Annotated in this window: 10 protein-coding genes; 2 read left to right on the forward strand and 8 right to left on the reverse strand. The window is 65.3% G+C overall.

Going from position 1 to position 12,449, the window contains the following annotated elements:
• Positions 1 to 110: 110 nt before the first annotated feature.
• The 3 genes from pta to QQZ18_RS14610 form a co-directional block, all read right to left on the reverse strand.
• Entirely contained in the window at positions 111 to 2,225 is a 2,115-nt protein-coding gene (pta, locus tag QQZ18_RS14600) for a phosphate acetyltransferase (RefSeq protein ID WP_284541649.1), read from the reverse strand.
• 19 nt (positions 2,226 to 2,244) lie between these two features.
• Positions 2,245 to 3,456, reverse strand: a complete 1,212-nt coding sequence (locus QQZ18_RS14605) for an acetate/propionate family kinase (protein WP_284541650.1) — start codon at positions 3,454 to 3,456, stop codon at positions 2,245 to 2,247.
• A gap of 348 nt (positions 3,457 to 3,804) precedes the next feature.
• Positions 3,805 to 5,178, reverse strand: a complete 1,374-nt coding sequence (locus QQZ18_RS14610; protein WP_284541887.1) for a leucyl aminopeptidase family protein — start codon at positions 5,176 to 5,178, stop codon at positions 3,805 to 3,807.
• A gap of 169 nt (positions 5,179 to 5,347) precedes the next feature.
• Here QQZ18_RS14610 and QQZ18_RS14615 point away from each other — a divergent pair, with 169 nt between their 5' ends.
• Positions 5,348 to 6,133 carry a tetratricopeptide repeat protein gene (locus tag QQZ18_RS14615; RefSeq protein ID WP_284541651.1) on the forward strand — a complete coding sequence of 262 codons (786 nt, stop codon included), beginning with the start codon at positions 5,348 to 5,350 and terminating at the stop codon, positions 6,131 to 6,133.
• 132 nt (positions 6,134 to 6,265) lie between these two features.
• Positions 6,266 to 6,655 carry a cupin domain-containing protein gene (locus QQZ18_RS14620; protein WP_284541652.1) on the forward strand — a complete coding sequence of 130 codons (390 nt, stop codon included), beginning with the start codon at positions 6,266 to 6,268 and terminating at the stop codon, positions 6,653 to 6,655.
• Positions 6,656 to 6,664: 9 nt separating this feature from the next.
• On the opposite strand, the gene QQZ18_RS14625 is transcribed toward QQZ18_RS14620, so the two are convergent.
• The 5 genes from QQZ18_RS14625 to QQZ18_RS14645 all read right to left on the reverse strand — a co-directional run bounded on the left by QQZ18_RS14625 (position 6,665) and on the right by QQZ18_RS14645 (position 12,303).
• Positions 6,665 to 7,957, reverse strand: a complete 1,293-nt coding sequence (locus QQZ18_RS14625) for an amidohydrolase family protein (RefSeq protein ID WP_284541653.1) — start codon at positions 7,955 to 7,957, stop codon at positions 6,665 to 6,667.
• Between the two features lie 24 nt (positions 7,958 to 7,981).
• Positions 7,982 to 8,911 (reverse strand): LysR substrate-binding domain-containing protein, encoded by a 930-nt coding sequence (locus QQZ18_RS14630; protein WP_284541654.1) that lies wholly within the window; start codon positions 8,909 to 8,911, stop codon positions 7,982 to 7,984.
• A gap of 166 nt (positions 8,912 to 9,077) precedes the next feature.
• Entirely contained in the window at positions 9,078 to 9,557 is a 480-nt protein-coding gene (locus tag QQZ18_RS14635; protein ID WP_284541655.1) for a heme-degrading domain-containing protein, read from the reverse strand.
• Positions 9,554 to 11,002 carry a lipopolysaccharide biosynthesis protein gene (locus QQZ18_RS14640; protein WP_284541656.1) on the reverse strand — a complete coding sequence of 483 codons (1,449 nt, stop codon included), beginning with the start codon at positions 11,000 to 11,002 and terminating at the stop codon, positions 9,554 to 9,556. The genes QQZ18_RS14635 and QQZ18_RS14640 overlap by 4 nt, the downstream gene beginning before the upstream one ends.
• Positions 10,996 to 12,303, reverse strand: coding sequence for a VpsF family polysaccharide biosynthesis protein (locus QQZ18_RS14645; RefSeq protein WP_284541657.1), 1,308 nt, complete (start codon positions 12,301 to 12,303; stop codon positions 10,996 to 10,998). Before QQZ18_RS14645 ends, QQZ18_RS14640 begins: the two co-directional genes overlap by 7 nt.
• Between the last annotated feature and the right edge of the window lie 146 nt (positions 12,304 to 12,449).

A 12,449-nucleotide genomic window follows, 5' to 3' on the forward strand; every position in this document is an offset into this window, starting at 1 on the left:
GACAATCGGCTGGATACGTCCCTCTCGCTCCGCAAGACCATCGCCCCGGCAACAAAAAACCGGCGACCCAAAGATCGCCGGTTTCGTTGTTCCGTTGGATTTCCGCAGCCTTATTCGGCGGCGGCCTGCATCGGCCGCTCGCTCTGCCCGACCTGGATGGCCGTCAGCGCGATGGTGTAGACGATGTCGTCGACCAGGGCGCCGCGCGACAGGTCGTTCACCGGCTTGCGGAGGCCCTGCAGCATCGGGCCGACCGACACGACGTTGGCCGAACGCTGCACCGCCTTGTAGGTGGTGTTGCCGGTGTTGAGGTCGGGGAAGACGAAGACATTGGCATGACCGGCCACCGGCGAGCCCGGCGCCTTCTGCTTGCCGACGCTTTCGACGGAGGCGGCATCATACTGGATCGGACCGTCGATCAGCAGGTCCGGACGACGTTCCATGACCTTCAGCGTAGCCTCGCGCACCTTGTCGACATCGCTACCCGTTCCGGACGTGCCGGTCGAGTAGGAGATCATGGCAACGCGCGGGTCGATGCCGAAGGAGCGAGCGCTGTCGGCCGACTGGCAGGCGATCTCGGCCAGTTCGTCCGCCGACGGGTCGGGGTTGATGGCGCAATCGCCGTAGACCAGCACCTGATCGGGCATCAGCATGAAGAACACGCTGGAGACGATGGAGTTGCCCGGCGCGGTCTTGATGAGCTGCAACGCCGGGCGCACCGTCGAGGCCGTCGTGTGAACGGCGCCCGAAACCAGGCCATCGACGTCGCCCATGGCCAGCATCATGGTGGCCAGCACCACGTTGTCCTCGAGCTGCGCCTCGGCCTGCGGCGGGGTCAGCCCCTTCGACTTGCGAAGCTCGACCATGGGGGCGACGTAGCTGCCGCGCACCTTGGCCGGATCGAGGATTTCCAGCTCCGGCGGCAGTTCGATGCCGTGGCTGGTCGCGACATCCTTGATCGCCTTCGGGTCGCCGACCAGCGCGCAGCGGGCAATGCGCTTCTGCGTGCAGATGACGGCGGCCTTGATGGTCCGCGGCTCGTCGCCCTCGGGCAGCACGATGCGGCGGTTGGCGGCACGCGCTTCCTGGATCATCCGGTGGCGGAACATCGGCGGCGTCATCAGGCCGCCGTTGGAGCGTGTCGTCGCCGGGGCGAGCGGAGCAAGATCGATGTGATCGGCCACATGCTCGAGCAGCTTTTCCATGCGCTCGGCATCCTCGTGACGAACGCGGCGGTCCATCGAGTTGAGGCGCACGGCGACGTCATAGGTCTGAAGCTCGGTGGTCAGCACCGGCAGATCGCCGAAGCGTGGCGACAGGAACTCGGAGATGGACGGTGCCATCGGCTCGTCGCAGGTGAGCAACAGACCGGCGATCGGCAGGCCCGACGAACGGGCCAGCGTCGTGGTGATGATGATGTCGGACCGGTCGCCGGGGGTAACCACCAGCGTGCCGGGCTTCAACGCCTTCACCACCTTGTCGGGGCTGCGGGCGCCGATGACGATCTCGCCGACCCGCGCCTTCTTGATGTCACCGGGGCGAAGGATGCCGAAGCCGAGGTCGCCAGCGACGTCGATGAGACGTGGCGCGTTGAGGGCCGGCTCGTCAGAGGTGACGGCGAGCACCGGTACCCCGATCTTCGCGGCTTCCAGCGCCTTGGCGAACTCTTCCGCCTTGACGTCGCCACCGCGAGCACGGCCGACGATCAGGCCGGCAAACGGGCGCCCCTCGGCGAGGAAGCGATGCTGGGCGTCGGCGAGATCGCCGACAATCGACTTCACCGTCGCGTCGAGGCCGGGCACCACCGGGATGATCTCGGCCGACAGCGAGCGACCCATGGCGATGTCGAGGTCGATGGTCAGCGGGTGCGTGGTCGAGGGCAAGAGCCCTTCGACGATCACCATGGACCGGGCGCCGCGCGCTTCCTCGACCAGTTCCACGATCTCTTCGAGCAGCGTGAACAGGTTGCCGGTGCGGATCATCTCCTCGGCGCGCTCGGCCGGGATCGGATCGGGCGTGTTGAGGCCCAGCAGCGTGCGGGCGAAATGCACCGAGCGGTCGAGACCGTCGGGATAGGCCTCGGGATCGGCGACCGGCTTGGCAAAGCCGACGTCGTAGCCTTCGCGCTGGAAGGCGCGGACGAGGCCGAGCGCCACGGAGGAAATGCCCTGCTGGCTGGAAGTCGGCGCCAGGAAGAACGTGCGGTAAGAGGGTTTCGGAGTCATGGCCTTCGTCCCTTTCGCATCAGGCTTTGGCAGGCAGAAGACCGGCGAGGAGGGCCGTATCTTCAGCGATCACACGTTCTTCATCGGTCGGCACGACGATGGCGACCGGCTTCCTCGACCGCGAGACGATGCCGCTCTTGCCGCCGAAGATGGTGGCATTGGCTTCCTCGTCAAGATCGAGGCCGAGGGCGGACAGGCGCTTCAGCGTCTTGGCCCGGATGTAGGCGGAGTTCTCGCCGATGCCACCGGTGAAGGCGACGGCATCGAGGCGCGGCAAGGCGGCCGTCAGCGCGCCGATGTAGCGGCAGAGACGGAAGACGAAGACGTCGAGCGTCTCCTCGGCCTGGTGGTTGCCGGCCTGGGCGGCCTCGGTCAGCGTGCGGCAGTCGTTGGAGAGTTCCGACAAACCGAGCAGACCGCTCTCGCGGTTGGCCATCTTCTCGAGCCCGTCGACGTCGAGACCGGTCTTCTTGGCGATGTAGGCGAGCGCGCCGTAGTCCACGTCACCGGTGCGGGTGCCCATGACGAGACCTTCCAGCGGAGTGAGGCCCATCGACGTGTCGACGCACTTGCCGTTCCAGACGGCGGTGGCCGACGAGCCGTTACCGAGATGGCAGACGACGACGCCGCTGTCGTTCGGATCGAGGCCGAGCAGGCGGATCGTCTCGCCGGACACGTAGCGGTGCGAGGTACCGTGGGCGCCATAACGGCGCACGCCGAGATCGCGGTAGTACTTGCGCGGCAGGGCGTAAAGGAAAGCTTCCGGCTTCATCGTCTGATGGAAGGCGGTGTCGAACACGGCAACCTGCGTCAGCGACGGGAAGGCGTGGACGGCGGCGCGCATGCCGATGGCGTGGGCCGGGTTATGCAGCGGCGCGAAAGGACAGGTGCCGATTTCCTCGATCATGGCATCGTCGGTGACGATGCGGCTCTCGGTGAAGCGTTCGCCGCCATTGACGACGCGATGACCGACGGCCGCCACGCGTTCGAACCAGCCGCGCTCCTTCAGGAAGGCCATCAGCGCATCGACCGCGCCCTGATGATTGGTGGGGGTCAGCGGGTTCTTGTTCTTGGCGCCGTCGACATCAATGCGGATCGAGGCATCGCTCTGGCCGAGGCGCTCGGCAAGACCGGACGCCAGCGGCTGGCGTTCGCCAAGCGGGTAGATAGCGAACTTCAACGACGAGGAGCCGCTGTTGATGACCAGGATCAGGGGGGAGGATGTCGACATTGGCGATACTCTATCGATTCTCGTTGGATTGACCGAGGATACGGCGAGCGGCGGCGCCCCCGTCATACCAATTCTCGTGGATTTGCGGCGAATATCCGAGATCGGGTGGATTTGGTATGCGGCCCACCCCGTACCGAAATCGCAACCGCCAATGCCCACAAAACATCGGGGAGCCTATCGCGAGCCGATTTATATTTTCTTTTCATGGCTTTAACAAAAACTATCCCCCGCATTTCCGGAATGGCTCGGGGGAGAGCAATGCGCAAGACGCAGACGAGCCGCCCGGCAGCGGCATAAGTGCGCGCTACCGAACAGCTTTTTTTGTCGCAGTGGGTTTCAGTACCGCGCTCAGGCGTGGCCGAAGCGGTCCTTCAGATAGCGATAGACAGCTCGGATCGCCTGTGCCTCGCCACCCTCCGGCTGCCCGGGCCGAGCCGCCGGCACCCAGGCGAAGATATCGGCGTGCATCCAGGTCTTTGCCTTTTCGACGAAGCGGCCGAGGAACAGCGCGGCGGTGATCGAGCCGGCAAAGCCGCCTGGAGACACGTTGTTGAGATCGGCGATCTTCGACTTGAGACCGTCCTCGTAGGGCGCCCACAGCGGCAGGCGCCAAAGCGGATCACCGGCGGCAAGGCTGGCCGCCGAGAGGTCGGCGGCGAAGGCATCGTCGCGGGTATAGAAAGGCGGAATGTCCGGACCGAGAGCGACGCGGGCGGCCCCGGTGAGCGTCGCCAGGTCGACGAGCAGATCAGGGGCTTCGTCGTCGGCGAAAGCCAACGCGTCGGCAAGGATCAGGCGCCCTTCGGCATCCGTATCGCCGATCTGCACGGTGAGCCCCTTGCGCGAGGGGAAAACGTCGCCCGGCCGGTAGCTGGTACCCGACACGGCATTCTCGACGATCGGCAGCACGACGCGCAAGCGCAGGTCGAGGCCGGCTTCCATGATGAGACGGGCCAGGCCGAGCACGTTGGCCGCGCCACCCATATCCTTTTTCATCAGCAGCATGTAGCTGCCGCCCTTGATGTCGAGGCCACCAGTATCGAAGACGACGCCCTTGCCGACCAGCGACACTTTCGGAGCGTCGGGCCGCCCCCAGGTGAAGGTGATCAGGCGCGCCGGGCGGCTTGAGCCGCGCCCGACCGCCTCGACAAGCGGGAACTCGCGCGCGAGAAGGTCGTCGCCGAGGTACTCCTCGAACACCGCGCCATGGGTCGTCGCCAACTCGCGGGCGGCGGCCGCCAGTTCGGTCGGGCCGAGGTCGTTGGCCGGGGTGTTGACGAGGTCTCGAACCATGTAGACGGCAGCCGCGATCCGCTCGGCCTCCGCGCCCTCTTCGCCGTCCGGCAGAACGAGACGCGGCGCGTTTGTCTTTGGCTTCAGATACCGCTCGAAACGGTAGGATCCGAGCGCAAAGCCCAGGGCCGCGTCTCCGACGTTGCCCGGCCAGCCTTCGAGACGATAGGTGCCGGCCGGCAGAACGGTCGCAAGCTTGCCGGCGAGAAGCGGCGGTCTGCTGCCTCCTTCGCGGCCGAGGCCGAACAGCGCGGACGCCACCTCACCATCGCCATTCGGCAGCAACAGAAGCGTTCCCTCGTCGGCCGAGAAGGCATTGGCTTTCGCCCAGGCCGTCGCGCCGAGCTCGGCAAGCTTGGCTTCGAGGCCCTCGGTGGTGACGGCGTGGACGGGAATGGCGGTTTCATCGGCAGCGGCAAAGGCGGGCAGCAAGACGGCAAACTCCGGTTGGCGTTTTCCCGAATGTAGAGAGACGGGCGAGCCGCGGCAAGGTGACCGCGGCAGTTGGGAAAGCATCGGGTTAACCGGCCGTTAGGGTTAACAGATTATCAAGGACAAGCTCCGAGGCGGTGGTGCCGCCCCCATCACGGTGAGACCGATGCTGTTTTCCCTTCGACGTTCCGCGCTTCTCGCCCTGCTGCTGCCGCTTGCGCTCGTCTCCGCCGGGTGCGCGAACAACAGACCGGTGCTCACCACCAGAGGCGACGTATCGGTGACCGGTTCCGTGGATCGGATGACCGACACGCAGATCACCGCTGCCGCATCGGCCTGGGGGCAGCGCTACGACGCCGATCCCAAGAACCGCACCAACATTCTCAACTACGCCGCGGCCCTTCGCCTCGGCGGTCGCACCGACCAGGCCGTCGCGGTCCTTGAGAAGGGCATGCTGGCCTCGCAGAACGACCCGGAAATGAGCGCCGCCTATGGCAAGGCGCTTGCCGCCAACGGCAACTTCGACCAGGCGCTCAGGGTCATCCGCCAGACCCAGCAGCCCGATCGCCCGGACTGGAAGCTCTATTCCGCCGAAGGCGCCATCCTGGACCAGCAGGGCAACCCGGCCGAAGCGCGGGCCGCCTACCAGAAAGCCCTGCAGATCGCGCCCGGCGAAGCCTCGATCTACAATAACCTCGCGCTGTCCTATCTCCTCGCCGGCGATGTCGCCAATGCCGAGACAACGCTGCGGAAGGCGGCCACTTTGCCCGGCGCGACCAGCCGCATCCGCCAGAATCTGGCGCTTGTGCTGGGGTTGCAGGGCAAGTTCAAGGAAGCCGATGCCATCGCCCGGCAGGAACTCGACCCGGCGCAGGCGGAAACCAACGTCGCCTATCTCAAGTCGATGCTGAGCCAGACCAACACCTGGAAGGAAGCCCGCAAGCAGGGCTGACGGGAGGAGACGCTGCCCGGGATCATCAATCTTGCGGATGTCGCCTTCGCGCCCGAGGACGACATCGATCGGACCGCGCCCGAGGGTTACGCGGCCCGCTTTGCCGCCATCGGTGCTCAGCTCGGCGCTCGGATGCTCGGTTACTCGCTGATCGAGACCGCTCCGGGATGCCGCGCCACGCCCTTCCACAACCACCGATACAATGAGGAAATGTTCCTGATCCTCGAGGGTGAAGGCAGCATTCGCATCGGCCACGACCGATATCCGGTTCGGGCCGGTGACATCATCGCCTGTCCGGCCGGCGGCCCGGAGACCGCCCACCAGATCGAGAACACCACCGACAAGCCGCTCCGCTACCTCGCGATCTCGACCACGAAGGAGCCCGACGTCGTCGATTACCCGGATTCGGGCAAGTTCCTGGTGACGGGCCGAGTCTCGGCCAGCGACGGCACGCGCACCGAACGCTTCCGCTTCATGGGCCGGCCGGAAACGAGCCTGGACTACTGGGACGGCGAGAACTGATGCAGACGCTCACTCGCCGCGCGGCGGCGCATACGCCGCCGGATCGACCGTCTCGGGCCGGCCGGGCAGGTCGAGCCGAGCCATCCGGGGCGCCGTCTCGGCGATCACCTTGCCATTCCGGACCACGCTGAGACGTGTCGGCTTCAGGCGGATCGCTTCCACCGTGTCACGTGCCTGGAGTACCACGAGATTGGCGGCCTTTCCGACCTCAAGCCCGTAGTCCTCAAGACCGATGGCCTTCGCCGCCCGGTCGGTGACGCAGTGGAAGGCGGTATCGATGGCGTCGAGTGCCGTCATCTGGCCGACGTGCACGGCCATCGATGCCACCTCCAGCATGTCGCCCGAGCCCATGGAATACCAAGGGTCCATCACGCAGTCGTGGCCGAAGGCGACGTTGACGCCGGCCTTCAGCAACTCCGGTACCCGCGTCATGCCACGGCGCTTGGGATAGGTATCGTGACGCCCCTGCAGCGTGATGTTGATCAGCGGATTGGCGACGGCGTGCACACCGGCCTCCCGCATCAGGGGAATCAGCTTGGAGACGTAGTAGTTGTCCATGGAGTGCATGGAGGTGAGGTGGCTGCCGACCACCCTGCCCTGCAAGCCGGCGCGGATCGTCTCGGCGGCCAGCGTCTCGATGTGGCGCGACAGCGGATCGTCGCTCTCGTCGCAGTGAAGATCGACCATCAGGCCGCGCTCGGCGGCGATCTCGCAAAGGCGACGCACCGAGGCGGCCCCATCGGCCATCGTCCTCTCGAAATGCGGGATACCGCCCACGACGTCGACGCCCATGTCGAGCGCCTTGAGAAGATTGCGCTCGGCCGTCGACGACCGATAGAAGCCGTCCTGCGGGAAGGCGACAAGTTGCAGATCGATGTAGGGGGCGACCCGCTTCTTCACCTCCAGGAGCGCCTCGACGGCCAGAAGGCGGTCGTCGCAGACGTCGACGTGACTGCGGATGGCGAGAAGCCCCTGGCTGACAGCAAGGTCGCAGTAGCGAAGCGCCCGCTCGACCACCGCCTCCTGGGTGAGGAGGGGCTTCAGTTCACCCCAGAGCGCGATGCCCTCCAGCAATGTGCCCGATCGGTTCATGCGCGGCAGACCGAGCGACAGCGTCGCATCCATGTGAAAGTGCGGATCGACGAAGGGCGGCGTCACCAGCCGCCCGGTCGCGTCGATGGTCGTGTGAGCCGGCCCGCCGATGGCCGGCCCGATGCCCACGATGCGGCCACCGCTGACGGCGATGTCGATACCAGTGCGGCCATCGGCGAGATTGGCATTCTCAATGAGCAGGTCGAGCATGGGGAAGCCTCGGTCGAACGGAGTTCAGGAGGGCGCTTGGGTCGTCGGGGCCGCGTCGGTGTGGTCCTTGAGATAGGTCCACAGGCGCTCGACGCGGGCGCGGACCTTGTCCATGTTGCGGTAGATGCGGATGCGCATGTCGATCACCGCCTCGGGATCGACGGCCACCAGCTTTCCCGACTCGATCTCGGCCTGGATGGTATTGGCGGGAAGCCAGGCCACGCCGCGCCCGGTGATCGCCATGGTCTTGATCGCCTCGGCCATCGGGTTCTCGTAGATCTTGGCAAGGTTCAGCGCCTCGCCGCGCTCGGCGAGCAGCACGGACACCAGCCGGCCGAGGAACGTCTCGGGCGCGTAGGCAAGATAGGGAACAGGCTTGTCCGATCCACCGGGCAACGGAAACAACGGCGCCCCGGTCGGGTCGGGCGCGGACACCGGCATGACGCGGTCGCCGCCAAGGTCGAGAGAAGGGAAGCGCTCGGGATCGAGCAACACTGGAACGCGCGGGTGCTCATAGGTGAGCAGGAAGTCGCAGTCGCCTTCGGCGAACATGCGGATGCTGTCGTGGAAGTTCTCTGTGATCAGCCGGGCGTGGATCGGTCCGAAACCCGCCTCGACATCCTTGAGCCACCAGGGGAAGAATGAAATCGACAGGGAATGCAGCGTCGAGAAGGTGAGGATGCCCTGCCCTTGCGCCCGTCCCGAGCGCAGTTCAGCGCGTTCGAGCAGGATGAGGCGCAAGACCTCCTCGGCGGTCTCGCGGAAACGGCGGCCCTCCGCCGTGAGCGTGGTCGGATAGGTGGAGCGATCGACCAGCGGCACGCCGAGCCACTGCTCGAGCTGCTGGATGCGGCGGCTGAAGGCGGACTGTGTTACGCGGCGCTCTACCGCAGAGCGCGAAAAACTGCGCGTGTTGGCGAGGCTCACGAAATCCTCGAGCCACTTGATCTCCACGAACTGGCACTCCCATTCGAGGCTCGCAGCCTCAGCGCCAACAGGCGCGCCCGGAAAAAGGTCACGCCCGTTATGTACGCAGACGGAAGATAAAGTCGAGCCCCGACGTCATGACAGCCGCCCGAAGCGGTTGTCATGCTTGTTGTTCTGCCGGCCATCCGCCGGATCAGGCCTTCTTGGCGAGGAAGCTTTCGATGGCCTCGACGACGAGGGCATGATCCTCGTGCTGCGGCAAGCCCGACACGGTGACGGTGCCGACGAGCCCGGTGCCGGCCACCCTGATCGGGAAGGCGCCGCCGTGGGCTGCATACTCCCGCGGATCGACCAGCATCGCCTCGTGAAAGGGTATGTCCTTCAGGACCGCCCGTCGCCCCATGTAGTAGGACGAATGACCGAAGCGCATGACGACGGCGTTCTTGCGGATCACCCATTGATCGTTGTCGGCGGTGGTGCCGGAGAGCGCCGCGTGGAAAAGCTGCTGGCCGGCGCGGGTCACGTTGACGGTGATCGGCAGACCGCGGGAGCGGCCGAGTTCCACCAGGATGAGACCGAGCGCGATGGCGGTGTCATTGTCGAAAGAAGGAAATTGAAGGCGGTCTTCCTGTGCCAGTAGATCGTCGAGAAAGTCCTGAGAAATAAAGGTCATGGTCGCGTCCCCGCGAATTTTTCAGTGATGAGGCCGACCAGAGGCGGCAGTCGCCTATAATAGACGGCAGCGAGCGCCATGACATAGGAAAGCCCGCCAATCAGCGTGGCACCCACAAGACCAAGGGCGGTATGCGGCCAGTCGATCGCGTAGACGACGCCTCCCATGACGGCGGTAGCAAGCGCGATGCGAAGGGTATCCGCCACAGGGAAGCGGAAGCCGCAGAGGCGGATGGCAAGGGTGGCCGAGAACGCCAGCGTCAGGCCGGACGCGATCAACGCGCCCAAGACTACGCCAACGAGATAGTTCATATTAAAGCCGACGACGGCCAGACCGGCGGTGGCGACGATCTCGAACAGGCCGACGATGATGAGCAGGCCATAGCGGCGGTCGAGCGTCAGCATCTGGCCGGTAGCATGCGAGTGGTAAGCGCGGACCATGCCGCCGAACGCGGCGAGGCCGAGAATGGAGCGGGTCACCTCGCGGTAGGTTTCGGCAACCGCCAGATCAACGAGGATGTCGGTGACGAGCCAGAGTCCCACCACCGACGGCAACAGGACGGCGGTCAGCAGCGCGGCATTGGTCTTGAGCTGGTCGAGGGCCGCGTCGCGATCGCCGGCATTGATCAGTCGAGCGGCGATCGGAAAGGCGGCCACGGCCACCAGCATCGAGGCGACGGAGGCCGAGCGCCGGCCGAGCCCCCAGCCGACGGCCATCAGGCCAAAGGCGGCGGAACCGCCGATATGGTCGACGACGTAGCGAATGCCATTCTCGCCGAACCAACCGATGCCATTGACCGCCAGCATCGGTCCGCCGTTCAGAACGGCTGCCTTGAAGATCGCAAGATCGAGACGCGCCGTCCGAAGGCTGGCGCCGATCATCGGCAGAGCGACGACGGTACCCAGCGCCTGCATCGCCGCGTAGGCGACCAGAAGCTCGCCGGCGGAGGCGCCGAAGATCTCGGTTGCAATGACGCCCGCCACGAGCCCGCCAACCGGACCCGATGTCAAAAGCAGCGTGTAGGCGAGAATCCTGTCCTGGGCGCGGGCTCTTTCGCCGAAATGGTTGTTGAGACCTCGCGTCACGTAGTAGGCGGCAATGATCAGGAAGACGAGAAACGGATCTCCGTTCCCATCAAAGAAGTGAATGGAAAGCGCGGCGGCGGCGAGCTCGGGAAGCGTCATCAGAACGAGCAGCGTCGTCTCGGTCTCCAGATAGCGGCGACGCCCGGAGACATCCTCGGCCGGGGGTAGGAAACGCAGCGTATAGAACGAGAACCAGGACCGGCTCAGCATATAGGCCAGTTCCTGCGTCGAGGTGACGAGCACGAAGGTGGACATTTGCGCCGGCGGCAGCCACCAGGTCCAGATCATCACCGACAGGAACTGGGCGACCGGCGACAGGAACTGCGCCGGCAGGTAGAGGATGGTCTGGCGGATCAGCATGGCGACGACCTTTCCGAAGACCGCGGCCGGCAGGCAAAGGCCGTGGTGATGAGGGTCGTCAGGAGACCAAGCTCAAGCGACTTGGTTGAGAAGGAGGACACCGCCGTCGATATCAGGAAATAGATGCCGAGCGGCAGAAGAACCGCCCCCCCGAACCGGCGGACCAGTTCGGCGAAGAAGGCGGCAAGCCCCATCAGGAAGAACACCGTAACGAAGCCGCCGTAATAGGCGATGAAGCCGATATAGGCGCTTTCGATGGCGACCGGAGTGCCGATCCTCGGCAACATCGCCTTCACGGCGGCGACATCCGGCCCGAAAATCACCTCCGACCACGACATGTCCCTGAAAATGGACAGCATGGCAACGCGGGCCATGGCGCTGCCATCGTCGTCGATGAAGCGATCGATGAGGCGGTCGACGAAGCCGCCGTTGACGACGAGTGTGGCGCCGATCACCAGCAAGGTGACGGCGAAAATGGCTGCGCCGGCCACGGGGAGCTGGAAGCGGCGCCCGAGCAGCAGGCGCGCGCCAGAAAAAGCGGCGATGGCGAAAAGGGCGCCGGCCGACAGGACGATGGCGGTACGACCGCCAAAGAAGAACAGCGCACCGAAGTGAAACAGCACCAGGAAGAGACGTGGCCCCCTTCGGAACGGCCCGGCGCCGAGAGCCAGCGATACCAGACAGACCGCCGTGGTCATGGCGTTCATCAACGGATGACCAAGCAGCGCCGTCGCCCGCCATTCCCAGGAAAGCAGCTCGCCATTGACGTAGAGAGGCGTCAGGCGGAAACCACCGAGCACCTCTGCGTAGCCGAAGAAGCTGTTGACCGCGAGGACACCCTGAACAAGCAGCGCGACGAGCCGTATCTCCTGGGGCTGCAGCCGCACGAGAGAGGCGAACAGACAGGCCGTCAGCACGAAGTTGTCGGTTACCTGGGAGATCGGCGTTTTCTGAACACCGATGACCTGGAAGGCGAGGAGTCCGATGGCGAGGAACATGACGACCAGGCCCGGACTTTCGCGCCAACAGCGGGCTAGGAAAGCTCCGAGGCCGCCATCGGCGACAATCCAGGCGGCCAGCGCCAATATGGATAGATAGCTGGCCGGATGAATCTTGGAGAGCGGGCTGCCACCGGCCGCGTCATAGGGAATGCCGGCGAGATTGAGCATCTGGCCGGACAGAAGGAACAGCGCGAGCACGGAAAGAACCGTCAGGCCGACCGCCAACGGTCGGACGTCGATCGCAAAGCCGACGCTGCCGGCGCGATAGGAGACGGGTAGCTGAAACGCCAGCAAAGCCATGCCGAGATCGATCCGAGAGTGAGACCTGCCAAAAATCAGGAAGAGATCGTCGCGACTGTGTGGTTAACCCGCGGTCTTCGCGAGGAGGGTCGGTCCCTCTATTTCGACCGACAGCGTTCACGTTTCCTTAAGCGCGCCGCCGTATG

The sequence above is a fragment of the Pleomorphomonas sp. T1.2MG-36 genome, assembly GCF_950100655.1.
In the GTDB taxonomy this organism is placed as follows: Bacteria; Pseudomonadota; Alphaproteobacteria; order Rhizobiales; family Pleomorphomonadaceae; genus Pleomorphomonas.